Here is a 23383-nt window from a genome sequence, read left to right on the forward strand (position 1 = left end):
TACTAGCGCGGGCAAGCCAGAAAGCAAGCGCTAACCCGTGTAAAGCTATGTAAATAGTAGCGAAACTTAAACCAGTGTAAGCTTGGTGTCGGCTTTCTGTGTCAGACTTATAAGATGACTTGCATGATGCATATCAATCAAGTCGTCGCATGATGCGATATTGTTAGCCATTCTTCACGAAGGAGCGCGCGTATGCTAGCCACTTTGCATCCGACCAAGGAACAGGTTCGCGCCTATATGCACCAGCGCCAGCGCGCCTTCGACCGCTGCCCGCCCCCGATGCCGGAAGAAATCCGCCGCCAGCTGGGCTGGCATTGCAGCCCTGACGGCGGCTTCGGCAACATCGACCATCTCTCTTCCACCACCTTGTTCTTCCCAGGCACGATCGCCCAACTGGCCACTTTGCTGGCCGTTGAATGGTGTTTCCTTGCCGCCGGCATCAGCCGTCCAAACTGATCTTTACCAGCTTTTATACTTTTTTTTACAAGAAATATCTTCCTAGCACAAGAAATAGGGGTAAAATCTCTCTAAATCTCACAGAAATGTCTGACGAGTTAGCCGTTCGTTAACGGAAACGTGTATTATCTCGGCTTGGCACTAAAAACCGGCATAAATGTCTGTGTTTTGTAGTGCTTCACTGGTAATTGAGCTAAAAATTTTTCTTACCCATGTGTCGTTTTTTTGCCAAAGACGGCCAAGAACCTACCTAAACATTATGTCTATCAAAGAAATCACTGCGTCGCCTACCTACAACCCGAACCGCGTGCTGGATGCGATCATCGAGAAACTGCAACTGAAAAACGATGCGGCCCTGTCGCGCGCGCTGGAAGTTGCTCCGCCGGTGATCAGCAAGATCCGCCACAATACGCTGCCGATCGGCGCGACCATCCTGATTCGCATGCATGAGATCAGCGATTTCAGCATTCGCGAACTGCGCGAACTGATGGCTGCCTGATATCGGCGAGCCCAATAGAAAACGGCGCGTACCTTTCGGTAACGCGCCGTTTTTTTAAGCGGGCCTGGTTCAGGCGGAGGTGCTGATCGTGGTGCCGATGCGCTGGCCGCTGGTATTGACGCTCGGGGCGGTCGCCGCTTGCGGCGGCGGGGGCGGCGCCGGCGGCGTGACCTGCTCGGCAGGCTTATCGACCGCCTTCACCGGCTCAGGCTGGCGAGGCGGCGTTGCTTGTATGGTGGCATTGCTCGGGGCGACGGTATTGACGGCCATGATGAACTCCCATCATCTGTAGATTCCCGAGTATGCCACTTTTTTGAGCATGTCGCCAGCGCGCGCTCAAGCGGGCTGGGTCAGGCGCGGCCGCTGGCTGTAAAAACGCGATTGCTGTGCCGCTGCGATGGCCGTGTTCGCCTGAGTGAGGCTGGCGCTGATCTTGCCCGAATGGGCAAACGAGGCCGCCGCCACGCCGGAATGGGCGATCCTGGCCGCCGCGCCGATCGCACCCGAATGCGCAAACGCCGAGACGCCCACCACCTCCGGCTGGGCGAACGATGCCGCCGCCACGCCCGAGTGGGCGAAGCGGGCCGAGGAATTTCCGGGCACGACGCCGGAATGGGCGGCCGGCGCGGCGCGCACATAAGCCTCGCCGAAAGTGTCTTCGTACAGTTCCTTCATGCGCATGCCGACCCGCACGTGGGCCGCTTCGTCATCCTCGCCGCGCAGGCCGATGTAGGGGAAGTGGTGCAGGAAATGGCCGAACACGGCTTCGCAATCGGCGGCGTACTTCATCGTGTCCAGGATATGGTAGTGCCAGAAGGTGTCGACGTCGACCAGCGGCGCGGTCTGCTCATCGGGAAATTTCTTCATCAGGATCAGGAAGCGGCGGTATTCGAACTCCACCGCGTTGGCGCGTTCCAGCGTCCAGCCCTCGCCGGATTCCTCGTGCATCAGCTTGACTTTGATCGGTTCCAGGTCCAGGACGGCAATGGCGTGCAGGTCTTGAGCATTCATCGGGATTTCCTTTGCGGTATTGAGGCAGGGTTGAGAAATCTTGGCACGTTCTCAATTTTGCCCACGGCACAGCTAGGTTCCTTGATGTTGATCAATAAATGTAAGGAAATTCCTACCTGCCCCTCCGTAATCCCGACATCAGGCCGTGGCATTTGCCGACAGCTGGGCGCTATCGTGGCTGCCGCCCTTGGGGTCGGGCGGCACGTAGTCCACCGGCACCGAGATCATCACCGTGGTGCCGGCGTTGGGGCTGCCCGTGATCGAGCAATGGCCGCCGAGCAGACTGATGCGCTCCTCGATGCCGATCAGACCGAACGAGCCGACCTTGTTGCGGCTGCTGTCGCGGGTGCCGACGCCGTTGTCGCTGATGGTCATGCTGAGCATGCCGCCGGCCTGGCTCAGCTCGACCCGCACCAGGCTGGCGTGGGCGTGCTGCACGATGTTGCTGAGCGACTCCTGCAGCACGCGGAAGAAGGCGGTGGCGCAATGGTCGTCGATGCGGATGTCCTGCTGGTGCTCGATCAACTCGCACACCATGCCGGAGCGCTGGCGGAACTGGGCGATCTGCCATTCGACCGCCGCGTTCAAGCCCAGGTCCAGCACGTTGGGACGCAGGTCGTTGATGATGTGGCGCACGCTCTTGATGGTGCTGTCGATCTGGCTCAGCGTGCTGCGCGCGCGCGCGTGCAGGCGCGGATGGCGGTGGCGGGTGCGGGTGGCCAGCATGTCGGCCTCGATCCGCAGTACCAGCAGATTCTGGCCCAGGTCGTCGTGGATTTCGCGCGCGATGCGCTTGCGTTCCTGTTCCTTGATCTGGTCCGCGTGCGCGGCCAGGCGGCGCAGCTTGTGGTGCGACTGCTGCAGCTTGGCCTGGCTGTCGCGCAATTCCTTGGTCATCGCCTTGGCCATCTTGATGGCCCGCATGCGCGACGACGACAGCGTGTGGAACAGCAGGTAGAACAGCAGCGAGCCGACGAAGCCGCACAGCAGCGCCAGCCACGGCAGCCAGGTGTCGAAGCGGCTGTACCACATTGCCTTGGGCGCGCTGAAATGGGCGCTCCAGCGGCGGCTGTTGAAGTGGATCGGCAGCACGATGTTGAACATCTCCGCCGGCCGCAGCACGGCGCTGCCTGGCTTGCTGTCGAACAACTGCATGCGGGATTGCGAGGCCAGCCCCAGGGTACTGTCGCCGCTGTCGTACAGCACCAGGCGCACATCGCGCACCTGCATCTGCTCCAGCGCCGCCTGCGTCAGGCGCGGTACGCTGAAGCCGATGCCCACCGAGCCGAGGTAGGCGGCGCGGCGCTGCGCCACGCTGTCGGTCGGCAGGTCGGAACGGTAGATCGGCAGCCGCAGCGCCAGTCCGGCGCCCTGCGGCTGGTGCACGCTGTCGATCGGCATGCCCGATGCGCTCAGCTCGCCCGTGTCGCGCCCCTGCGCCAGCGCGCGCGCCACCGGCGCGCGGTAGCCGATGTCGCGGCCGATTTTTTCGCGGAACTCGGGCAGGGGCTCGATCATCGTCAACACCCAGTATTCATCGCGGCGCTCGGGCGGGCTGATGCCGAAGTCCGGATAGCCCTGCGGCTGGCCGTCGCCGCTGTGGCGCGTCTTGTGCTCGAAGGCTTCGCGCCCGGCGTCGGTCACGTACTGCGCGTAGTTGATGTTGTCCAGCGCCGGGAACTGGTGCTGGATGTCCAGCCCGTCGACATAGCGGTGAAAGGCGGCGCGTTCGACATGCTCGGCGGCGCGAAAGAAGCTGGCGGTGCCGCGCAGCACGTCGGTATAGGCGTTGATGCGCGAATTGATATTGTATTGGGCGTTGCGGGCTTGTTGCAAAAAGCGCTCACCGGCATCGTGCTCGATGGTCCGGTAGGCGGCGACGTAAAACAGCGCGCCTATCCCCAGCGACAACATCACCCCCGCCCACCACACCGGCTTGGACGGGGAGAACAGCTGTTTTTGGATGAGGAATGCCGCCATGGCTAATTGCTTGAAGCAACTCCTGTGGATTAGGACTTTTGAATATAGGAAAGTTTGTACATGCAAGTCAAGTAATTTTATAAAATTGCTACCTGTCCTGGACGTCTCGATAATAAAAAAAACCGGTGCTTACCACAAGGGCCGGCACCGGTTTTCCAGGCGCGCCGCGCCTACTTGGCGACCCAGCTGTCCTTCAGCGTGACGATGCGGTTGAACACCGGTTTGCCTGGCGTGGAGTCGACGCGGTCGGCGACGAAATAGCCGTGGCGCTCGAACTGGAAGCGCTGGTCGGGCTGCGCCGCGCTCATGCCCGGCTCGAGGTAGGCGCTCACCACTTCCTTGGCGTTCGGGTTCAGCAGCGAGATGAAATCCTTGCCGCCGGCGTCGGGCTGGGCGTCGGTGAACAGGCGGTCGTACAGGCGCACCTCGGCTTCCAGCGCGGTGGCGGCGGAGACCCAGTGGATGTTGCCCTTGACCTTGTAGTTGTCCGAACCCGGCGTGCCCGACTTGGAGTCCGGGAAGTAGTTGACGTGCACGGCGACCACCTTGCCGTTGTCATCCTTGTCGACACCGGTGCATTCGGTCACGTAGCCGTGGCGCAGGCGCACGCGGCTGCCCGGCTTGTCGTCGACCGGCGGGTAGTAGCGGAAATAGCCCTTGCTCGGCACTTCCATGAAGTCCTCTTCCTCGATCCACAGCTCGCGCGTGATCGGGAAGGTGCGCACGCCCATCTCCGGGTGGTGCGGATGGACCGGCGAGGTGCATTCCTCGCTCTGGCCTTCAGGGTAGTTGTCGATGATCAGCTTGAGCGGACGCAGCACGGCGGTGGCGCGCGGCGCCTTCGGATCCAGGTCTTCGCGCAGGCAGCCTTCGAGCGTGCTCATGTCGATCCAGCCGTCCGACTTGGTGACGCCGATGCGCTCGCAGAACAACTGGATCGCTTCCGGCGTGTAGCCGCGGCGGCGCAGGCCGACGATGGTCGGCATGCGCGGATCGTCCCAGCCGTCGACGATCTTTTCGTCGACCAGCTGGCGCAGCTTGCGCTTGCTGGTGATCACATAGGTCAGGTTCAGGCGCGAGAACTCGTACTGGCGCGGCACCGGCAGCTTGAAGAAGCCGCCCGCCGACAGGGTTTCCAGCAGCCAGTCGTAGAACGGGCGGTGGTCCTGGAACTCCAGCGTGCAGATCGAGTGGGTGATGTTTTCCAGCGCGTCCGAGATCGGGTGCGTGTAGTCGTACATCGGGTAGATGCACCAGGCGTCGCCGGTGCGCACGTGGTGGGCGTGGCGGATGCGGTAGATGGCCGGGTCGCGCATATTCATGTTCGGCGAGGCCATGGCGTCGTCGCTGATCCTGGCGCGCAGGATGTGCTCGCCGTCGGCGTATTTGCCGGCCTTCATGTCGCGGAAGAGCTGCAGCGATTCGGCGGCCGGACGGTCGCGGAACGGCGAGTTCTTGCCCGGGGTGTTGAAATTGCCGCGGTTGGCCGCCATGTCGTCGGCCGACTGGCTGTCGACGTAGGCGAAACCTTGCTCGATCAGGTACTCGGCCATCGCGTACAGCTGGTCGAAGTAGTCGCTGGCGTAGTGCAGGTGATGCTCGACGCCGCCGCCGGCCTTCGGATAGTCGTAATGAAAGCCCAGCCACTTGACGCTGTCGATGATGGTGTCGACGTATTCCTGCTCTTCCTTGGCCGGGTTGGTGTCGTCGAAGCGCAGGTTGCAGCGGCCCTGGTAGTCGCGCGCCAGGCCGAAGTTCAGGCAGATCGATTTGGCGTGGCCCACGTGCAGGTAGCCGTTCGGCTCCGGCGGGAAGCGGGTGATCACGCTCGGCATGCCCTCGCGGACGTGGGTGCCGGCGGCCAGGTCGGATTCGACGATGGCGCGCAGGAAATTGGAGGTCAGGACGGGCGCTGGGCTGTTTTTGTCGTTGCTCATCTGAAAAGTTGGCTTTGCAAAAGTTCGAGTAAGGGGCATTTTACCGTATCCCTCCTGCGGACTGAGGGGGAAATGCTGCATTGCGGCGGGCTCTGCGGAATTTGGGGCGGCCACACGGGTATAATTCATCTTTAATTGTTTCGGCAACACGGCCCGGAGTTTCCCAAATGGAAAATTATTACAACACACTGGGTATCGCGCCTAACGCCACCGACGACGAAATCAAGAAGGTTTACCGCTCGCTGGCGATGCGTTTCCACCCGGACCGCAACCAGGCGCCGGGCGCGGAGGCGCGCTTCAAGAGCATCACCAAGGCCTACGAAATCCTGTCCGATCCGGTCAAGCGCGAGGAATACAACCAGAGCGTGAACCACCGCATCATCCTCGATACGGAAGCGGAAGCCTACCAGTTGTGGCGTTCGGTGTTCAACCTGCATGGCACCGTGCTGCCACCGGCCTGAGCCGGCCATCCAACAGAAAGCAAGCAATGTCTAGAAAAGTACACCCTGAATTCGCCTATCAATCGCGTGAGCTTGAAGGCCAGATCGAGGGCATCCTGGGCGATCCGCCGGATCACAAGAACTACCAGCGCATGATAGCCGCGCTGGTGTCCGAATATGCCAGCGGCGGCGGCATCGAGGATGTCAACATGCTGGCCTTCGCGCTGGTCGACCACATCGAGTTCAGCAACCCGAAGGGCTTGCTGGCCGAGGCCGAGGACTACGAGTTCGGCGACGCCGGACGGGTGTTCTCGATGGCCTCGTGCAAGGGCGAAGAGGCGGCCCGCATGTACGCCGCGCTGGAAGAAAACCTGCCGGACCTGGCGCGCCAGGCGATCATCACCGCCTTCCTCTACAAGAATCCGCGCAAGTGGGACGATGACGATCAATCGTTGGAACAACTGTCGGCCAACGACGACGGCGACGATATCGAGGACGAAGACAACGCGACCGACGACTTCGCCCAAATGTTCGACAAGGAGGATTAAACCATGTCCGACGACAGCAAAAGCAATCTGCCGGCGCTCAGCAAGCAAGTGACCGAACTGGTGCTGGCCGGCTCGCTGGGCCACGCCGAGCAAGCCTTCGCCGAGGCGGCCGACCAGTACGGCGACCTGGCGGTGGTGGAAGTGTTGAACAACATCCCGCCGCAAGTGACGGCGCTGCACCTGGCCGGCTTCGACGGCGGCAAGATGTCGCTGGCGACGCTGCTGGTGCCGGCCAAGGCCTGGGCCGACAGCCTGGCCTTCTTCGCCGCGACCTGGCCGGACGACCTGATCGAGGACGATCCGGAGCGCATCGCCGAATCGCTGTTCGCCCACATCCACGGCGTGGTGTTCTCGACCGACGACGAAGAGCGCCGCCACGAGCTGCTGGCGGCCGCCTCGGCGACCGACCACGGCGCGACCGCGTTCGCCATCCTGTTCTCGATGGCGCCGAAGGAAATCCTGGAAGTGGCCGGCGAGATCATCTCCAAGGGCCCGTACCTGACCGGCCAGACCTCGTCCGACAACGACGTGGTGCCGCTGGCGATCGCGCTGGCGCAGGCGTCGGAAGACGGCTGGGACCGCGCGCTGTTCGAGCTGTTCCCGGAATTCCGCCACAGCGCCGACCTGGCCGACGCCGAGTTCAGCGACGACCCGGACGACGAGCCGGCCTTCCTGCAGCGCTCGACCAAGGAATTGCTGTACCGCCTGCGCAAGCAGGTGCCATCGACCCGCAGCGCCAGGTCGGCGACGCGCCGCAGCGTCGGCGGCGGCATCTTCTCTTGATGGAAGTCTGATACATGCTTCCAGCATTAGTCGTAGAGAACCTGCCGCGCCTGACGCGCGCCATCCAGCAACTGGTGGCCCATCCGGACGATGACGCCGCCTATGCGCTGGCCGATGAACTGACCGGCATCACGGCCATGGTGGCCGAGAAATTCACCAACGACCGCACCGCCGAGGGCATCCAGAAAGCGCTGCAGCTGACGGTGGGCGGCGTGTCGCTGGGGCTGGACCACGCGCTGCCGAACCAGGACGACCTGGCGGCGCTGGACTTGCTGATCGACGAGGGCGCCGAGCACGTGTTCCAGATCGGCTTCCGCATGATCAAGGAGCTGTCGGCCTTGCCGGAGGATGCGCTGGTCGGCGAGTACGATACCGATCCGGTGTACGCGGCGCGCCGGCTGCGCGACAAGTTCATCGACATCTGCCAGACCGATCCGAACCAGAACTGGGACGGCAGCGCGCGCTACGCGGTGCAGTTCAAGCAGCGCAAGGAAGTGCAGGCCGTGGTGCGGCTGGCCGGCTGGCTGCGCCGCCACAATACCGAAGGCCCGGTCAGCGACGCCGACCTCAACGCCGAAGGCGTGATCGCGCTGGCCATCATCTTCGCCATCGAGGGCGGCGGCCGCATCGTCGCGCGCACCGGGCAAAAGGAGTTCGAGCGCTTCGTCAAGTCGGTGCGCAAGAACAAGCCGGACTACGAGGAGGGCTGGGCCGCGCTGCTGGCCAAGGTGCCGGTGCAGCACCATCCGGTGCTGCTGGAGCGCATCGCCAGCTATCGCGCCAGCTGCACGGTGATCCAGAACATCAAGGGCCGCACGGCGATGAAAACGCTGTTCGCGGAACTGGAGAACTACGCCGGCTCCGAGCTGGACGCGGATTACTCCTAGGCTGCCGCGGCTTCCGTCGCCACGGCGACGAAGGCCGCGACCAGCGGTGAAATCCCATCCTTGCGCCTGGCCAGGAACAGCGCGGTGGTGGCCTCGGCATCGGCCAGCGGACGGTAGCAGACGCCGCTCATGCGGATGATGTCGAACGAGCTGGGCAACAGCGAGATGCCGCAGCCGGCCGCGATCAGGCCGATGATGGTGGAGGCCTCGCCGGCCTCCATGGCAATGGTCGGCTTGAAGCCGGCCTCGCGGAACAGCCGGAAAATCTGCGGATGGATGCCGGTGCCCGCGCTCTCCGGGTACATCACCAGCGGCTGGCCTTCCAGGTCGCGCACCGCGACCGACTCCTGTGCCGCCAGCGGATGGTCGACCGGCAGCACCAGCACCAGCGGATCGCGCCGCAAGATCGTCAACTCCACCGCGTCGGGCAAGGTCGACTCCGGCGGCCGCACCAGCCCCAGGTCCAGTTCCCGGTTGGCGATGGCGTCGATCTGGCCCAGGGTCGACATCTCCCGCAAGGTCAGGGTCACGCCCGGATAGCGCTGGCGGTAGCGGTTGATGACGGTCGCGAACAGCGGCGTCAGCGGGGTGGAGAAGGTGAAGCCGACGCGCAATTCGCCGGCTTCGCCGCGCTCGGCCCGGCGCGCGGTCTGCATCGCCTGCTCGGACAGCGACAGCACGCGGCGGGCGTCGTCCAGGAACAGTTTGCCCGCTTCCGTCAGGCGCACCCAGCGCTTGCTGCGCTCCAGCAGCTGAGCGCCCACTTCGGCTTCCAGCATCTGGATCTGGTGGCTCAGCGGCGGCTGGCCGATGTGCAGGCGCTCGGCGGCGCGGGTAAAACTCAGCTCTTCGGCGACCGCGACAAAGTAGCGCAGATGGCGTAATTCCATTTTAGTTATCTTTTTAAAGTATGACTAACGGCTTAAATATATATTGGACAGTGATTCGGCGCAATCCTATGATGAAGTCATCGTATCTCTCACTGGACGCACACCATGTCACTCGCCACCGCCATGCCGGCGCCCCGCATCGCCGCCGGCAGCCCTGAATTCAAGCGCAGCAACCGCGCGCTGTTCTTTGGCGGCTTTTCCGCTTTCGCCCTGTTGTACTGCGTGCAGCCGCTGATGCCGTTGCTGTCGCACGAATTCGCGCTGAGCGCGGCGCAGAGCAGCATGGTGCTGTCGGTGTCGACCGGCGCGCTGGCGGTGTCGCTGGTGGCGTCGAGCGCGCTGTCGGAGCGGCTGGGCCGCAAGCCGCTGATGGTGGCGGCGATGGCGATCTCGGCGCTGATGACCATCCTGTGCGCGTTCGCGCACAGCTATCCGCAATTGCTGGCCATGCGCGCCTTGCTCGGCGTCGCGCTGGGCGGCATGCCGGCCATCGCCATGGCCTACCTGGGCGAGGAGATCGAACCGACTTCGCTGGGCTTGTCGATGGGCTTGTACATCAGCGGCAGCGCCTTCGGCGGCATGGCGGGGCGCGTGATCACTTCGGTGTTGAGCGACCATTTCTCGTGGCGGCTGGCGCTGGGCGCGGTCGGCGTGGCCGGGCTGCTGGCGGCGTGGGAGTTCTGGCGCAGCCTGCCGGTATCGCGCCATTTCGTGCCGGCCAGCGGCGGCTGGCGCGCGCTGCCGGGAGGCTTCAGGCAGCACCTGTCCGACGCCGGCCTGCCGTGGCTGTTCGCGCTGGCGTTCCTGCTGATGGGCGCGTTCGTCAGCCTGTACAACTACATCGCGTACCGCTTGCTGGGCGCGCCGTTCGGCCTGAGCCAGAGCCTGGTCGGCGCGGTGTCCTTCCTCTACCTGCTGGGGATCTACAGCTCGGTGTGGGCGGGGCGGCTGGCGGACCGCTTCGGCCGCCGCCATGTGCTGTGGGTGGTGATGACCATCATGCTGTCCGGCCTGCTGCTGACCTTGTCGAACTGGCTGCCGCTGATCGTCGCCGGCGTGGCGCTGTTCACCTACGGCTTTTTCGCCACGCACTCGGTGGCCAGCAGCTGGGTGGGGCGGCGCGCGACCAGCAACAAGTCGCTGGCGTCGGCGCTGTATCTGTTCTTCTATTATCTGGGATCGAGCGTGGTCGGCTCGGCCACCGGCATCATGTGGGGCCGCGCGGCCTGGCCGGGCGTGGTGATGGTGCTGGGCGCGGCGCTGGCGCTGGCCTTGCTGGTGGCGCTGCGGCTGCGCGGCCTGGCGCCGCTGGCGCCGGCCGAGCGCTGATGGCTATTCCGGCGGCACGGCTTCCTGCGCGCGGCCGTGGATCAGCTGATGGTATTGGAAGGCTTCGCGGATGTTGTCGCGCAGCGTCTGGTCGTCCCAGGGCTTGGTGTAGAAGCGGTAGACCTCGCCGCGGTTGATGGCGTTGAGCACCGAATCGAGCTCCGTATAGCCGGACAGGATGATGCGGACGGTGCCGGGATAGAGATCCTTGACGCGGCTGAGGAACTCGGTGCCGTTCATGACCGGCATGCGCTGGTCGCTGATGACCACGTGCACCTGGTGCATGGCCAGCAGGTCGAAGGCTTGCGCGGCGGTGTTGGCGCGCAGCACGCGGTAGCCGTCGGCGCGGAACAGGCGGTTCAGCGCCGCCAGGATGCTGGGCTCGTCGTCCAGCAGCAGCAGGGTGCGCTGCGGCTCCGACGCGCTGGCGGGCGGCGGCAGGCTGCGCTCCTCGCGCAGCAGCCCGGCAAAGGCGTCCGGCGCCAGCGGGCGGCTGAAGTAATAGCCCTGCATCTCGTCGCACTGGTAGCGCCGCAGATAGGCCAGCTGCGCTTCCGTCTCCACGCCCTCGGCGATGATCTTGAAGCCCAGGCTGTGGCCGAGCGCGATCACCGAGCGCACGATGGCGGCCACCTTGGGCTCGGTCAGCATCTCGCGCACGAAGGACTGGTCGATCTTCAGGTAGTCGACCGGGAATTGCTTCAGATAGGCCAGGCTGGAATAGCCGGTGCCGAAATCGTCGATCGAGAGCGCGATGTCGAGCTGCTTGAGACTTTCCACCGTGGCCACGGCGTCGTTGACGTTGTGCATCATCAAGCTCTCGGTCAACTCCAGTTCCAGGTATTGCGCATCGAGGCCGCTGTCGCTCAGGGCGGCGCGGATTTCGCCGGCCAGCGCCGGATCGCGGAACTGGCGCGCCGACAGGTTGACCGCCACCCGCAGCGGCGTCAGCCCGTCCGCCTGCCAGGCGGCGTTTTGCGCGCAGGCGGTGCGCAGCACCCAGCGGCCGATGGCGACGATCAGTCCGGTCTCTTCCGCCACGCCGATGAAGCGCGCCGGCGACACCATGCCCATGGCCGGATGGGTCCAGCGCAGCAGCGCCTCCATGCCGACCACCGCGCCGCTGCGCAGGTCGATCTTGGGCTGGTAGGCCAGGCTTAGTTCCTGGCGCGCCAGCGCGTGCCGCAGTTCGGCCTCGATCATCGCGCGCTCGGCGATGCGGGCGTGCATCGCCGATTCGTAGAACTGCACCTGGTTGCGGCCCGCCTCCTTGGCGCGGTACATGGCGATGTCGGCATGCTTGAGCAATTGCTGCGGCTCGGCGCCGTCGGCCGGGTAGACGCTGACGCCGATGCTGCAGGTGACGGTGAACAGCTGCTGGCCCAGCGCCACCGGCGCCGCCACCGCGTCCTGCACGCGCTGCAGCAGGCCGGCCATGGGACGGTCGCCGGCGTCCGGCAACAGCAGCAGGAATTCGTCGCCGCCCAGCCGCGCCACGGTGTCGCTGTCGCCGATGCAGGCGCGCAGCCGGTTGGCGACGGTGCACAGCAGCTCGTCGCCGGACTGGTGGCCCAGGCTGTCGTTGACCAGCTTGAAATTGTCGAGGTCGATGAACACCAGCCACAGGCCGTGGCCGTAGTGCTGGGCATAGCTGATCGCCTGCGTCATGCGGTCGCCCAGCAGCGCGCGGTTGGGCAGGCCGGTCAGCGCGTCGTGGCTGGCCTGGTGCTCCAGCTGGGCCTGGTAGTCGATGGTGGAGGTCATGTCGGTCAGCACGCAGACATGGTGGTCGATGCCGCCGGCGGCGCCGCGCACCGGCGCCACGTGCAGCTGGGTCCACAGTTGGGCGCCGTCGCGGTGGGCGGTGCGCAGCAGCAGCGTCACTTCCTGCTGCGATTGCATCGCGGCCGCCAGCGCGCGCCGGTCCTCGTCCTGCTGGTCCTGGCCCAGCAGCATCTCCAGGCTGCGCCCCTGCACGGCGGCGGGCGGATGGCCGAACAGGCGGGCGAAGGCGGGATTGGCATATTCGATCAGCTCGCCATCGGGGGAGTGCGCGGTGATGACGATGGCGTTGATGCTGGCCTCCAGCGCGCGGCCGCGCAGCTGCAGCGTCAGTTCGGCCTGCTTGCGTTCGGTGATGTCCTCGATCGTGCCCAGCACGCCGACGATGCTGCCGTGCCGGTCGTGCAGCGGCAGCTTGTTGATCAGGTACCAGTGCAGCGAGCCGTCGGCCAGGGTCATGTGGTCTTCGAGGTTCAGCTGGGGCTGGCCGCTGGCGATGATGCGGCGGTCGTCCGCGTGGATGGCGGCGGCGTTGTGGGCCCACGGGAAATCCTCGTCGTGCTTGCCGACCACCTGGCTGTTGGCGGCCAGGCCGGCAAATTCCGCAAACACGCTGTTGCAGCCGATATAGGCGCCGTCCAGTCCCTTCCAGAAGATCTGGTGCGGGATGTGGTTGATGACCAGTTGCTTGAGCTCGCGCGATGCGTGCAGCGCCGCCTCCAGCGCCAGGCGCTCGGTGATGTCGTGCGCCACCACTAGCCGCGCCGGCCGGCCGGCGATGGTCACCGAGTGCGAGGAGATCTCCACCTCGATCTGGCTGCCGTCGCGCTTGATGTGGGTCCAGCTGCCGGCTTGCTCCGGGCCGCGCGCCGGCGCCGTCGCCAGGTTGGCGGCCAGCCGGTCGAGCTGTTGCGGCGGGCGGATGTCGCGGATGGTCATGTCGAGAAACTCGGCCTCGGTATAGCCGTAGCTGGCGATGGCGGCGGCGTTGACCACGATAAATCGCAACGTTTCCAGATCGTACACCCACATCGGTTGCGGATGCGCTTCGAACAGGCGCTTGAAGCGCAGCCGCGATTCAAACACGTCGTAGTCGTCGAGCCGGTAGGATTGGCACAGGAAGCACGGCGGCTGGTCGGCGGCGCGCCATTCGATGTTCTGCGTGACCAGGTGGCTGCCGCCGTCGGCGCCGATCAGCTCGACTTCGCCGCGCCAGTAGCCGCGCATGCGGGCGATGGGCAGGGCTTCGTTTTGCAGCATCGGCAGCGCCCAGGTGGCGTACAGCGCGGCCGCCGGCGTGTGCCCGATCAGCGGGCCGAGCGCGGTTTGGGCGTGCGGATTCATGGCCAGCAGGCGGCCGGCTTCGTCGATGGAAAAGACGAAATAGGGACTGCCGGCGAAGATCTGATCGAAGGCGGAGACTTCCATGTCCGTAGCCTCTTTTCGTTGCGTGGCGTACTCCTCAGCATCCGGCTGAGCTCCTGTGGCGTACCTGCGTGCGGAATGCTGGGGACTATCCATATCTCTGTTTTACCAGTGCGGAGATGGTGTTGATCCATACTAACAGAACGCTTGAAAGATGGGCCACACGGCTAGCTCATGAATAAATGCGTCCTGGACAAGAGCGATGAGGGTTGTCGGTTTTGTCGTGGCGGCGTGGTTAAATCGCCGCAGATCTGATCTGCGTCAGTAGGGTGGCGGTCGCCTGAAACTGATGAGCTTTCCCGCTGTCGAATCCGCACTGGCACGCCTGTGCCTGGAACGACAGAGGAGACCTCATCATGCAACAGATAAACGATATACAGCATCGCGGCCACTTGCTTGAGCAGGCCATCGGCATGGCGGCGCAAGCCTGTTCGGTCGAGCGCGACATGCCCGGCGAGCTGCGCGACAGCATCCAGCGGCTGGACCGCCATGCCGACACGGCGCGGGCGGTCTTGCTGTCGCAGGACGCGCCGCGCATCGCCAAGCTGGTCAGCGACATGGAGCGCCTGGCCGAGCGCGCGCGGCAAGTCTGCCTGAACGTCCCCCACCTGTCCGCGCAACTGAAAAACGCGGTCATGCAGATGCACTGCCAGATCCAGGAGCTGAAGCGGGATGTGGGCTAGCCGGTAGGGAGTGGCATCGCGGCCGGACTCGATGCAAAACAGCGTTGTTGCCCGGCCGAAAAATTTAGTACACCTCGTTTTTCAGCGTGGCCATGTCGATCACGAAGCGGTATTTGACGTCGTTTTTCACCAGTCGCTCATAGGCCCGGTTGATGTCCTGGATGGCGATCATCTCGACGTCGCTGACGATGCCGTGCTCGGCGCAGAAGTCCATCATTTCCTGGGTTTCCTTCATGCCGCCGATGGCCGAGCCGGCCACCGATTTGCGGCCCATGATCAGGCTGACGCCGTTGGGCGGCGGGTCCAGCTCCGTCAGCACGCCGACCATCGCCATCGTGCGGTCGCGCCGCAGCAGCGCCAGATACGGATTGATGTCGTGCGACACCGGAATGGTGTTGAGCAGGAAGTCGAAGCTGTTGCCGTGCGCCTTCATCGCCGCCGGATCGGTGGAGACCAGCACCTGGTCCGCGCCCAGGCGTTGCGCATCCTTGCCCTTGTCCGGCGAGGTGGTGATCATCACCACGGTCGCGCCCAGCGCCTTGGCGAACTTGACGCCCATGTGACCCAGTCCGCCCAGCCCGATCACGCCGACCTTCTGGCCCGGCCCGACTTTCCAGTGGCGCAGCGGCGAGTAGGTGGTGATGCCGGCGCACAGCAGCGGCGCCACGGCTTTGAGGTCCAGCTTGGGCGAGACCTTGACCACGAAATGCTCGTCGACCACGATGAGGTCGGAGTAGCCGCCGAACGTCGGTTGCCCGCTGCCGCGTTCCTTGCCGTTGTAGGTGACGGTCACACCTTCCTCGCAATAGACCTCCAGGTCTTCCTTGCACGCCTCGCAATGGCGGCAGGAGTCGACCATGCAGCCGACGCCGGCCAGGTCGCCGACCTTGAACTTGTGCACGCCGCCGCCGACCTGCGTGACGCGGCCGATGATTTCGTGGCCCGGCACCATCGGGTACAGCGAGCCGCCCCAGTCGTTGTGGGCCTGGTGCAGATCGGAATGGCAGACGCCGGTGTAGAGAATCTCGATCACCACATCGTTGAGGTTCGGCGCGCGGCGCTCGAAGGTGAAGGGGACCAGCGGGGAATGTGGATCGTGCGCGGCATAGCCGTGTGCATGGAACATGGAAACTCCTTTGTTGTGGCGAACGATTGTCGCCCTTGTCTGCACTATAATTGCCGGGATGTGTAGGAAACAAGCGGGTATGCCTGCATGTATTGAACAGGAAATTGGCATAATCGATGCAACTCGACAATCTCTCCCATCTGGCCGTGTTCGCCGCCGTGGCGCGTCACGGCAGTTTCCGCAAGGCCGCTTCCGAGCTGGCGTTGTCGGCGTCCGCCGTCAGTTATGCGGTGCGCACGCTGGAGGACCGCCTGGGCGTCGGCCTGTTCAACCGCACCACGCGCAGTGTGGCGCTGACCGAGGCGGGCAAGCATCTGCTGGAACGGTTGCAGCCGGCGCTCGGCGACGTCGGCATGGCGCTGGAGGAGATGAATCTGTTCCGCGCCTCGCCGGCCGGCACGTTGCGCATCAACAGCTCGCGCGACGCGGCGGTGATGGTGATCGGGCCGTTGATCCAGCGCTACCTCGACGCCTATCCCGACATCAGTCTTGATATCGTCAGCGACGACGGCATGGTCGATATCGTCGGCCGCGGGTTCGACGTCGGCATACGCTATGCGGAGCATGTGCCGGAGGACATGATCGCGGTGCCGGTGTGGCCGGCGCAGCGCTTTGTGGTGGTGGGCTCGCCGGCGTATCTCAAGCGGCATGGCGTGCCGCGCCACCCCGACGACCTGGCGCGGCACAACTGCGTGCGCTATCGTTTCCCGAGCGGGAGCGTCTACAAATGGGAGTTGGCCAAGGATGGCGTGGCGCTGGAGGTGGACGTGCCGGGGCGGCTGTCGGTGGGCGATTCGCAGCTGGCGACGCGGGCGGCGGTCGACGGCGTCGCGCTGACCTTCCTGCCCGAGCACAAGCTAGTGTCGCTGATCGCCGAAGGCAAGCTGGTGCGCGTGCTGGAAGACTGGTGTCCGCCGACGAACGGGCTGATGATGTACTATCCGCGCCAGCGGCAAATGTCGTCCGCCCTGCGCGCCTTCATCGACATGGCGCGCACTGCCTAAACTTCGGTGTCAGTGCCGACATTCGGACATTAGGGAACTTTTTAAAACTGAGAAGTTCCGTATTTTTGCGATTTGTCCGAATGTCGGCACTGACACCGGTTTTAGGGTTCGATGACGGCGATCATTTCGCCGATTTCGTCCAGGCCGGTTTCCTTGAAGCCGAAGCTTTTGTAGAACCGGCGGGCCGAGGCGTTGTCGGGCTTGTAGCAGATCGTGATCAGCTGGACGTCGGGCTTGGCCTTCAACTCTTCCAGCAGCAGCGTCATCGCCTGGCGGCCGATGCCTTTGCCTTGCTGCGCGTAGTCCACCATGAAACGGTAGATGCCGTATTCGCCCGGGTTGTCGTTCGACGCGCGGTCGTACAGCAGGAAGCCGGCCGGCAGGCCGTCGCTGTAGATGCCGCGCGGGATGTAGTCGGCGTAGAACTTGGCTTGCGCGATCGAGAAGGCGTTGCTGGCCAGGAAGCCGCGCTGGTGCTCGGGCAGCTCCATGTCCATGAACGCTTCGAAATTCCTGGCGGTGATGTCTTCCAGCGTGACCACTACAGTACTCCCTTGGCGTGCAAGGCGGCGATCTCGTCGTCGCTGCGGCCCAGCAGGCCGCGCAAGATTTCCGTGGTGTGCTGGCCCAGCAGCGGCGGGGCGACCGCGTTGCCGGTCGGCGAGCCTGACATCTTCATCGGGCTGCGCACCAGCTTGACCTTGCCGGCCGTCGGATGCGGCACTTCCATCACCAGCTCGCGCGCCAGCACTTGCGGATTCTTGTAGACGTCGTCGAGGTTGTTGATCGGACCGCAGGGCACGCCGACCGCTTCCAGCTTCTCGATCCAGAAGTCGCGCGGCCGCGCCAGCACCATCGCCGCCAGCAGCGGCACCAGCTCGTCGCGGTTCTTGACGCGCTGCGGATTGGTGGCGTAGCGCTGGTCGAACGCCAGCTCGCCCCGTCCGCCGACTTCGACGAACTTCTGATACTGGCCGTCGTTGCCGGTGGCGACGATGATGTAGCCGTCCGCGCACTGGAAGGTCTGGTACGGCACGATGTTCGGATGCGCGTTGCCCCAGCGCTTGGGCGGCTTGCCGCTGTTGAGGTAGTTGCTGCCCATATTGGCCAGCATCGCCACCTGCACGTCCAGCAGCGCCATGTCGATGTACTGGCCTTCGCCGCTGCGGTCGCGGTGCGTCAGCGCGGCCAGGATGGCGATGGTCGCGTACATGCCGGTCATCAGGTCGGTCAGCGCGACACCGGCTTTTTGCGGGCCGCCGCCGGGCAGGTCGTCGCGCTCGCCGGTCACCGACATCAGCCCGCCCATGCCCTGGATCAGGAAGTCGTAGCCGGCGCGGTGCGCGTACGGGCCGTCCTGGCCGAAGCCGGTGACCGAGCAGTAGACCAGGTCCGGCTTGATCGCCTTCAGCGAATCGTAGTCGAGGCCGTAGCGCTTCAGCTGGCCGACCTTGTAGTTCTCCAGCACCACGTCGCAATGCAGCACCAGTTCGCGCAGCAAGGCCTGGCCTTCGGCGCTGGCGATGTCCATCGTCACCGAGCGCTTGCCGCGGTTGGCGGCCAGGTAGTAGGCCGCTTCGGTGGTGTCCTGGCCGTCGGCGTCGCGCGCGTACGGCGGGCCCCAGGCGCGGGTGTCGTCGCCGCTGCCGGGCCGTTCGATCTTGATGACGTCGGCGCCGAGGTCGGCCAGGTTCTGCGAGCACCACGGTCCCGCCAGCACGCGGCTCAGGTCGAGCACGCGGATATGGCCTAGCGCTTTTGGAGCTGTCATGATGTGTTTAACCTTTTGAGTAATCCAATCAGGCCGCTAGTGTAGTGGCTCAGTCGGTCGGTTGCACATCATTTTTTTGCAAGGTGGCGGCCAATGAACGCGCCGCCGACCAGCGGCTGGCAGGCGATGGATAATCGGCTTTGGTGCGGCGCGGCCAGTCGCTGGCGCGCACCATCTTTTTAAAATACCCCGACAGCCGCGCCGCCGGCCAGCCCGCGCGCCACGCCAGCCGCAAGCCTTCGCGGTCGGCTTCCTCTTCCTGTTCGTAATTGGTCTGGGCCAGCAGGGCCATCAGCTCGCGGTCGTTGTCCACCGCGTCTTCCAGTTCGATGAAGGGGCGCCCGGCCCAGCGCGGCTGCAGCCGGATCGCCTGCTGGTATTCCTTCAGGTTGTGGTGCAGGGCGGCGTGCTCGATCTCGTGCGCCAGCAGCATCGCCACTTCGGCGTCGCCCAATGCCAGGCGCTCGACGTAGGCCTTGCTGACCAGGATCTTGCCGCCGGCCATGCAGTCGGCGTTCTGGTCCGGGTCGTCGGTGGTGTGGACTTCCCAGTTCCATTGCGCGGTGTCGGGGTAGTCGCGCCTGGCCTGGGCGATCAGGGGCAGGGCGATGCCGCGCACGCGGTCGATGAAGCGCGGGTCGGCGTCGATCCGCAGCCTGGCCATGCGGTCGGCGTACAGGATGGCGGCGCGGGCCACCACCAGTTCCTGCGTCAGCGGCTCGGCCAGGCCGGCGGCGGGCCACGCCAGCAGCACGGCGAGCGCCATTCGTGATAGTGTTGATATCATTGCCATAACTATCTTCCGAGGCAAAGCCATGTGGCCCTACCCAAAAATTGTTGCACACCGCGGCGGCGGCACGCTGGCGCCGGAAAATACGGTCGCCGGCCTGCGCGCCGGGCTGGCCTACGGCTTCCGCGCCGTCGAGTTCGACGTGATGCTGTCGCGCGACGGCATCGGCATGGTGATGCACGATCCCGACTTCGGCCGCACGGTGGCCGGGCAGGGCAGCGTGCCGGACACCGACGCCATCGACCTGGCCGGAATGGACGCCGGCAGCTGGTTCGGTCCACAATTCCGCGATGAACCGGTACCATTCTTCACCCAGTTCATCGATTATTGCAAGGAGCAGCACATCTGGATGAACGTGGAAATCAAGCCGGCCGACGGTTTTGAGGCGGAAACCGGCGCTTGGGTTGCAAAAGTGACACGCGACAGCTACCAGGCCGAACTCGCCGCCGGCGACCCGGCCGCGATCCCGCTGCTGTCCTCGTTCAGCTTCGCGGCGCTGGCCGCCGCCCGCGATGCGGCGCCGGAGCTGCCGCGCGGCTACCTGCTGGACCAGATCCCCGCCGATTGGCAGGCGCAGGCGCGGGAACTGGGCGCCGTGGCCATCCACACCAACCAGAAACACCTGACGCCCGAGCTGGCGGCGCAGATCAAGGCGGCCGGCTATGGCCTGTTTTGCTATACCGTCAACGATCCGGCGCGCGGCAGGGAGATCCTGTCGTGGGGAGTGGACGGCTTTTGCACCGACCGTATCGATTTGATCGGGCCGACCTTCGCCTAAGACCCTGCCCATGGCGCGGTCATATATAATCAACCCTTTGCATTTGCCAGCTACCAACGCTTACGACATGAAATCATCTGAAATCCGCGACAAGTTTCTCAAGTTTTTTGAATCCAAGGGTCACTCGATTGTCCGTTCCAGCTCCCTGGTACCTGGCAACGACCCGACCCTGCTGCTGACCAACAGCGGCATGGTGCAGTTCAAGGACGTGTTCACCGGCACCGACAGCCGCCCGTACACCCGCGCCACCTCGGTGCAGCGCTGCGTGCGCGCCGGCGGCAAGCACAACGACCTGGAAAACGTCGGCTACACCGCGCGCCACCACACCTTCTTCGAAATGCTGGGCAACTTCAGCTTCGGCGACTACTTCAAGCGCGACGCCATCAACTACGCCTGGGAACTGCTGACCAAGGTCTACGGCCTGCCGGCCGAGAAGCTGACCGTCACCGTCTACATGGAAGACGACGAGGCCTACGACATCTGGGCCAACGAAGTGGGCGTGCCGAAAGAGCGCATCATCCGCATCGGCGACAACAAGGGTGCGCGCTACGCGTCGGACAACTTCTGGCAGATGGCCGACACCGGCCCATGCGGTCCGTGCACCGAGATCTTCTACGACCACGGCGCCGACATTCCGGGCGGCCCGCCAGGCTCGCCCGACGAAGACGGCGACCGCTTCATCGAAATCTGGAACCTGGTGTTCATGCAGTTCAACCGCGACGAAGCGGGCGTGATGCACAAGTTGCCGAAGCCGTGCGTCGACACCGGCATGGGCATGGAGCGCCTGGCCGCCGTGCTGCAGCACGTGCACTCGAACTACGAGATCGACCTGTTCCAGGCCCTGATCAAGGCCGCTGCGCGCGAAACCGGCGCCACCGACCTGGAAAACAAATCGCTGCGCGTGATCGCCGACCACATCCGCGCTTCGGCGTTCATGATCGTCGACGGCGTGATCCCGGGCAGCGAAGGCCGCGCCTACGTCCTGCGCCGCATCATCCGCCGCGCGCTGCGCCACGGCCACAAGCTGGGCCAGACCAAGCCGTTCTTCTACAAGCTGGTGGCCGACCTGGCGATCGAGATGGGCGGCGCCTATCCGGAGCTGGAGGAAGCCAAGGACCGCGTGGCGCAGATGCTGAAGGCCGAGGAAGAGCGTTTCGGCGAGACGCTGGAAACCGGCATGAAAGTGCTGGAAGCGCAGCTGGCCAAGGACAGCACCGGCATCGACGGCGCCACCGCCTTCACGCTGTACGAGACCTACGGCTTCCCGCCGGACCTGACCGCCGACATCTGCCGCGAACGCGATATCAGGTTCGACCAGGAAGGCTACGACGCCGCGCTGAAGGAAAGCCAGGAGCTGTCGCGCAAGGGCGGCAAGTCGACCAAGGACAGCAAGGTTGAATACTCGGGCGAGAAAAACAAATTCGTCGGCTACGAGAACCTGAGCCACAGCAGCAAGATCGTCGCGCTGTACGCGGCCGGCACCCCGGTGCAGGAACTCAAGGCCGGCCAGGCCGGCATCGTGGTGCTGGACACCACGCCGTTCTACGCCGAATCGGGCGGCCAGGTCGGCGACCAGGGCGTGATCGGCACCGGCGCGGCGACGTTCAATGTCAGCGATACGCTGAAGATCCAGGCCGACGTCTTCGGCCACCACGGCGTGCTGGAATCCGGCGCGCTGAAAGTGGGCGACGCGGTCAGCGCCCATGTCGACCAAGCCAAGCGCGCGCGCACCATCCGCAACCACTCGGCGACCCACCTGATGCACAAGGCGCTGCGTGAAGTGCTGGGTTCGCACGTGGCGCAAAAAGGCTCGCTGGTCGATCCGGACAAGACCCGGTTCGACTTCAGCCACAACGCGCCGCTGACGGCCGAGCAGATCGCCGAGGTGGAAGCCAAGGTCAACAAGGAGATCCTGGAAAACCACGCGACCAAGGCGCAGCACATGTCCTTCGACGACGCGGTCAAGCACGGCGCGATGGCGCTGTTCGGCGAGAAGTACGGCGACGAAGTGCGCGTGCTGGACATCGGCACCTCGAAAGAGCTGTGCGGCGGCGTGCACGTGCAGCGCACCGGCGACATCGGCCTGTTCAAGATCATCGCCGAAGGCGGCGTCGCGGCCGGCATCCGCCGCGTTGAAGCCGTCACCGGCGAAGGCGCGCTGGCGCTGGTGCAATCGATGAACCGCCGCCTGCTGGAGGCCTCGGCCGCGCTGAAGTCGACGCCGGAGGAACTGACCGCGCGTATCGGCCAGGTGCAGGACCACGTCAAGGCGCTGGAGAAGGAACTGGCCGCGCTGAAATCGAAACTGGCGTCGGGCCAGGGCGACGAGCTGGTCACGCAGGCGGTCGACGTCAACGGCATCAAGGTGCTGGCGGCAACGCTGGACGGCGCCGACGTGGCGCGCCTGCGCGAGACCATGGACAAGCTGAAGGACAAGCTGAAAACCGCCGCCATCGTGCTGGCCAGCGTCGCCGACGGCAAGGTCAGCCTGATTGCCGGCGTGACCGCGGACGCCACGTCCAAGGTCAAGGCAGGTGAGCTGGTCAACTTCGTCGCACAACAAGTGGGCGGAAAAGGCGGCGGACGCCCCGATATGGCGCAGGCCGGCGGTACCGATCCAAGCGGCCTGCCGGGAGCGCTGGCGGCGGTCGCGGCATGGGTGGGCGAGCGCGCTTAAGCTTAAAAACTTGCTGTAAAGCAGAGTCAATGCGGCCCGTGTGTATAACACGGGCCGTTGTCGTATGTGTTGATGTGTTGTATACTTTCCAGCTCCCGTTGCGAACTTGCAACGTACAACGAACTATTTTGGTGCAGCGCGTCATTCGACCCGAATTGGAGTAGTATGACGTCACTCCTAAACAAACGAGTGGGTTCTTGATGAGCGACACGATACTTGAAAACGAAATCATGGAATTCCATAAGGAACTCGACGCACGCGGCCTGAACTGCCCGTTGCCGATCCTGAAGGCCAAAAAAGCCCTCTCCGAGCTGCAGAGCGGCGAAGTCCTGCGCATCATGGCGACCGACCCTGGTTCCGTGCGCGACTTCCAGGCGTTCGCCAAGCAGACCGGCAACGCCCTGTTGTCGCATGTCCAGACCGGCCGCGAATTCGTCTTTTTGATGCAGCGCAAATAAGACTGTTCCTCGCCTGCTTCTACTTTTCCTACAGAAACATCGTCTGAAAGATTTATTTTTTAGACGATTTCTACTAGCGAAAAATCGCACGATCGTGCTTTAATTTCTTGTGCAGGCCGGATTTCTCAT

At 64.4% G+C, this 23383-nt stretch carries 22 protein-coding genes; 12 read left to right on the forward strand and 10 right to left on the reverse strand.

Going from position 1 to position 23383, the window contains the following annotated elements; genetic code table 11:
- The first annotated feature begins 192 nt into the window (after nucleotides 1-192).
- Nucleotides 193-456 carry a hypothetical protein gene (locus ACEN9F_RS26050; RefSeq protein WP_413424773.1) on the forward strand — a complete coding sequence of 88 codons (264 nt, stop codon included), beginning with the start codon at nucleotides 193-195 and terminating at the stop codon, nucleotides 454-456.
- 259 nt (nucleotides 457-715) lie between these two features.
- A complete protein-coding gene (locus tag ACEN9F_RS26055; protein WP_008445950.1) occupies nucleotides 716-955 on the forward strand; it encodes a hypothetical protein in 240 nt (79 codons plus the stop codon).
- Between the two features lie 69 nt (nucleotides 956-1024).
- On the opposite strand, the gene ACEN9F_RS26060 is transcribed toward ACEN9F_RS26055, so the two are convergent.
- The 4 genes from ACEN9F_RS26060 to ACEN9F_RS26075 all read right to left on the reverse strand — a co-directional run bounded on the left by ACEN9F_RS26060 (nucleotide 1025) and on the right by ACEN9F_RS26075 (nucleotide 5883).
- A complete protein-coding gene (locus ACEN9F_RS26060) occupies nucleotides 1025-1225 on the reverse strand; it encodes a hypothetical protein (RefSeq protein ID WP_413424776.1) in 201 nt (66 codons plus the stop codon).
- A gap of 66 nt (nucleotides 1226-1291) precedes the next feature.
- Nucleotides 1292-1966, reverse strand: a complete 675-nt coding sequence (locus ACEN9F_RS26065; RefSeq protein ID WP_413424778.1) for a glycine-rich domain-containing protein — start codon at nucleotides 1964-1966, stop codon at nucleotides 1292-1294.
- Nucleotides 1967-2104: 138 nt separating this feature from the next.
- The gene (locus ACEN9F_RS26070) at nucleotides 2105-3946 is read right to left on the reverse strand and encodes a CHASE domain-containing protein (RefSeq protein WP_413424780.1); all 1842 of its coding nucleotides are present in this window, start codon (nucleotides 3944-3946) and stop codon (nucleotides 2105-2107) included.
- 170 nt (nucleotides 3947-4116) lie between these two features.
- The gene (locus ACEN9F_RS26075) at nucleotides 4117-5883 is read right to left on the reverse strand and encodes a glutamine--tRNA ligase/YqeY domain fusion protein (RefSeq protein WP_413424782.1); all 1767 of its coding nucleotides are present in this window, start codon (nucleotides 5881-5883) and stop codon (nucleotides 4117-4119) included.
- A 167-nt stretch (nucleotides 5884-6050) separates the two neighbouring features.
- Here ACEN9F_RS26075 and ACEN9F_RS26080 point away from each other — a divergent pair, with 167 nt between their 5' ends.
- The 4 genes from ACEN9F_RS26080 to ACEN9F_RS26095 are packed head-to-tail and all read left to right on the forward strand — an operon-like array spanning nucleotide 6051 to nucleotide 8541.
- Nucleotides 6051-6344 carry a DnaJ domain-containing protein gene (locus ACEN9F_RS26080; protein WP_413424784.1) on the forward strand — a complete coding sequence of 98 codons (294 nt, stop codon included), beginning with the start codon at nucleotides 6051-6053 and terminating at the stop codon, nucleotides 6342-6344.
- 26 nt (nucleotides 6345-6370) lie between these two features.
- Entirely contained in the window at nucleotides 6371-6871 is a 501-nt protein-coding gene (locus tag ACEN9F_RS26085) for a hypothetical protein (protein WP_413424786.1), read from the forward strand.
- Between the two features lie 3 nt (nucleotides 6872-6874).
- Nucleotides 6875-7654 carry a hypothetical protein gene (locus tag ACEN9F_RS26090; RefSeq protein ID WP_413424788.1) on the forward strand — a complete coding sequence of 260 codons (780 nt, stop codon included), beginning with the start codon at nucleotides 6875-6877 and terminating at the stop codon, nucleotides 7652-7654.
- 14 nt (nucleotides 7655-7668) lie between these two features.
- A complete protein-coding gene (locus ACEN9F_RS26095; RefSeq protein WP_413424790.1) occupies nucleotides 7669-8541 on the forward strand; it encodes a hypothetical protein in 873 nt (290 codons plus the stop codon).
- Here the strand turns inward: ACEN9F_RS26095 and ACEN9F_RS26100 are convergent.
- Complete coding sequence (locus tag ACEN9F_RS26100) at nucleotides 8538-9431, reverse strand: LysR substrate-binding domain-containing protein (RefSeq protein ID WP_413424792.1); 894 nt, start codon at nucleotides 9429-9431, stop codon at nucleotides 8538-8540. The genes ACEN9F_RS26095 and ACEN9F_RS26100 overlap by 4 nt on opposite strands.
- A gap of 105 nt (nucleotides 9432-9536) precedes the next feature.
- Here ACEN9F_RS26100 and ACEN9F_RS26105 point away from each other — a divergent pair, with 105 nt between their 5' ends.
- Nucleotides 9537-10760, forward strand: a complete 1224-nt coding sequence (locus ACEN9F_RS26105; RefSeq protein ID WP_413424794.1) for an MFS transporter — start codon at nucleotides 9537-9539, stop codon at nucleotides 10758-10760.
- A 3-nt stretch (nucleotides 10761-10763) separates the two neighbouring features.
- Here ACEN9F_RS26105 and ACEN9F_RS26110 read toward each other — a convergent pair whose 3' ends face one another.
- Complete coding sequence (locus ACEN9F_RS26110) at nucleotides 10764-13970, reverse strand: EAL domain-containing protein (RefSeq protein ID WP_413424796.1); 3207 nt, start codon at nucleotides 13968-13970, stop codon at nucleotides 10764-10766.
- Between the two features lie 353 nt (nucleotides 13971-14323).
- On the opposite strand from ACEN9F_RS26110, the gene ACEN9F_RS26115 reads away from it, so the two are divergent.
- Complete coding sequence (locus ACEN9F_RS26115) at nucleotides 14324-14650, forward strand: hypothetical protein (protein WP_413424798.1); 327 nt, start codon at nucleotides 14324-14326, stop codon at nucleotides 14648-14650.
- A 64-nt stretch (nucleotides 14651-14714) separates the two neighbouring features.
- Here ACEN9F_RS26115 and ACEN9F_RS26120 read toward each other — a convergent pair whose 3' ends face one another.
- Nucleotides 14715-15776: an NAD(P)-dependent alcohol dehydrogenase gene (locus ACEN9F_RS26120; protein WP_413424800.1), complete on the reverse strand. Its 1062-nt coding sequence runs from the start codon at nucleotides 15774-15776 to the stop codon at nucleotides 14715-14717.
- Between the two features lie 116 nt (nucleotides 15777-15892).
- On the opposite strand from ACEN9F_RS26120, the gene ACEN9F_RS26125 reads away from it, so the two are divergent.
- The gene (locus tag ACEN9F_RS26125) at nucleotides 15893-16780 is read left to right on the forward strand and encodes a LysR family transcriptional regulator (RefSeq protein ID WP_413424802.1); all 888 of its coding nucleotides are present in this window, start codon (nucleotides 15893-15895) and stop codon (nucleotides 16778-16780) included.
- A 101-nt stretch (nucleotides 16781-16881) separates the two neighbouring features.
- Here the strand turns inward: ACEN9F_RS26125 and ACEN9F_RS26130 are convergent, their stop codons facing one another.
- Genes ACEN9F_RS26130 through ACEN9F_RS26140 form a run of 3 tightly spaced genes read right to left on the reverse strand, consistent with a single transcriptional unit; the run spans nucleotide 16882 to nucleotide 19344 of the window.
- Nucleotides 16882-17322, reverse strand: coding sequence for a GNAT family N-acetyltransferase (locus ACEN9F_RS26130; protein WP_413424804.1), 441 nt, complete (start codon nucleotides 17320-17322; stop codon nucleotides 16882-16884).
- On the reverse strand, nucleotides 17322-18551 hold the full coding sequence (locus ACEN9F_RS26135; RefSeq protein WP_413424806.1) for a CaiB/BaiF CoA transferase family protein: 1230 nt from the start codon (nucleotides 18549-18551) through the stop codon (nucleotides 17322-17324). The genes ACEN9F_RS26130 and ACEN9F_RS26135 overlap by 1 nt, the downstream gene beginning before the upstream one ends.
- A 49-nt stretch (nucleotides 18552-18600) precedes the next feature.
- Nucleotides 18601-19344: a M48 family metalloprotease gene (locus ACEN9F_RS26140; protein WP_413424808.1), complete on the reverse strand. Its 744-nt coding sequence runs from the start codon at nucleotides 19342-19344 to the stop codon at nucleotides 18601-18603.
- Nucleotides 19345-19366: 22 nt separating this feature from the next.
- On the opposite strand from ACEN9F_RS26140, the gene ugpQ reads away from it, so the two are divergent.
- The 3 genes from ugpQ to ACEN9F_RS26155 all read left to right on the forward strand — a co-directional run bounded on the left by ugpQ (nucleotide 19367) and on the right by ACEN9F_RS26155 (nucleotide 23254).
- Nucleotides 19367-20119, forward strand: coding sequence for a glycerophosphodiester phosphodiesterase (gene ugpQ, locus ACEN9F_RS26145; RefSeq protein ID WP_413424810.1), 753 nt, complete (start codon nucleotides 19367-19369; stop codon nucleotides 20117-20119).
- 67 nt (nucleotides 20120-20186) lie between these two features.
- On the forward strand, nucleotides 20187-22796 hold the full coding sequence (gene alaS / locus ACEN9F_RS26150; protein WP_413424812.1) for an alanine--tRNA ligase: 2610 nt from the start codon (nucleotides 20187-20189) through the stop codon (nucleotides 22794-22796).
- A 230-nt stretch (nucleotides 22797-23026) separates the two neighbouring features.
- Entirely contained in the window at nucleotides 23027-23254 is a 228-nt protein-coding gene (locus tag ACEN9F_RS26155; RefSeq protein ID WP_036623531.1) for a sulfurtransferase TusA family protein, read from the forward strand.
- The last annotated feature ends 129 nt before the right edge of the window (nucleotides 23255-23383 follow it).

It is taken from the genome of Duganella sp. CT11-25, assembly GCF_047302815.1.
GTDB lineage: Bacteria > Pseudomonadota > Gammaproteobacteria > Burkholderiales > Burkholderiaceae_D > Rugamonas.

Bases quoted from the DNA above. Each gene is read 5' to 3' on its own strand.
- ACEN9F_RS26050 (WP_413424773.1), top strand. From the start codon at position 193: ATGCTAGCCACTTTGCATCCGACCAAGGAACAGGTTCGCGCCTATATG.
- ACEN9F_RS26055 (WP_008445950.1), top strand. From the start codon at position 716: ATGTCTATCAAAGAAATCACTGCGTCGCCTACCTACAACCCGAACCGC.
- ACEN9F_RS26060 (WP_413424776.1), bottom strand. From the start codon at position 1,225: ATGGCCGTCAATACCGTCGCCCCGAGCAATGCCACCATACAAGCAACG.
- ACEN9F_RS26065 (WP_413424778.1), bottom strand. From the start codon at position 1,966: ATGAATGCTCAAGACCTGCACGCCATTGCCGTCCTGGACCTGGAACCG.
- ACEN9F_RS26070 (WP_413424780.1), bottom strand. From the start codon at position 3,946: ATGGCGGCATTCCTCATCCAAAAACAGCTGTTCTCCCCGTCCAAGCCG.
- ACEN9F_RS26075 (WP_413424782.1), bottom strand. From the start codon at position 5,883: ATGAGCAACGACAAAAACAGCCCAGCGCCCGTCCTGACCTCCAATTTC.
- ACEN9F_RS26080 (WP_413424784.1), top strand. From the start codon at position 6,051: ATGGAAAATTATTACAACACACTGGGTATCGCGCCTAACGCCACCGAC.
- ACEN9F_RS26085 (WP_413424786.1), top strand. From the start codon at position 6,371: ATGTCTAGAAAAGTACACCCTGAATTCGCCTATCAATCGCGTGAGCTT.
- ACEN9F_RS26090 (WP_413424788.1), top strand. From the start codon at position 6,875: ATGTCCGACGACAGCAAAAGCAATCTGCCGGCGCTCAGCAAGCAAGTG.
- ACEN9F_RS26095 (WP_413424790.1), top strand. From the start codon at position 7,669: ATGCTTCCAGCATTAGTCGTAGAGAACCTGCCGCGCCTGACGCGCGCC.
- ACEN9F_RS26100 (WP_413424792.1), bottom strand. From the start codon at position 9,431: ATGGAATTACGCCATCTGCGCTACTTTGTCGCGGTCGCCGAAGAGCTG.
- ACEN9F_RS26105 (WP_413424794.1), top strand. From the start codon at position 9,537: ATGTCACTCGCCACCGCCATGCCGGCGCCCCGCATCGCCGCCGGCAGC.
- ACEN9F_RS26110 (WP_413424796.1), bottom strand. From the start codon at position 13,970: ATGGAAGTCTCCGCCTTCGATCAGATCTTCGCCGGCAGTCCCTATTTC.
- ACEN9F_RS26115 (WP_413424798.1), top strand. From the start codon at position 14,324: ATGCAACAGATAAACGATATACAGCATCGCGGCCACTTGCTTGAGCAG.
- ACEN9F_RS26120 (WP_413424800.1), bottom strand. From the start codon at position 15,776: ATGTTCCATGCACACGGCTATGCCGCGCACGATCCACATTCCCCGCTG.
- ACEN9F_RS26125 (WP_413424802.1), top strand. From the start codon at position 15,893: ATGCAACTCGACAATCTCTCCCATCTGGCCGTGTTCGCCGCCGTGGCG.
- ACEN9F_RS26135 (WP_413424806.1), bottom strand. From the start codon at position 18,551: ATGACAGCTCCAAAAGCGCTAGGCCATATCCGCGTGCTCGACCTGAGC.
- ACEN9F_RS26140 (WP_413424808.1), bottom strand. From the start codon at position 19,344: ATGGCAATGATATCAACACTATCACGAATGGCGCTCGCCGTGCTGCTG.
- ugpQ (WP_413424810.1), top strand. From the start codon at position 19,367: ATGTGGCCCTACCCAAAAATTGTTGCACACCGCGGCGGCGGCACGCTG.
- alaS (WP_413424812.1), top strand. From the start codon at position 20,187: ATGAAATCATCTGAAATCCGCGACAAGTTTCTCAAGTTTTTTGAATCC.
- ACEN9F_RS26155 (WP_036623531.1), top strand. From the start codon at position 23,027: ATGGAATTCCATAAGGAACTCGACGCACGCGGCCTGAACTGCCCGTTG.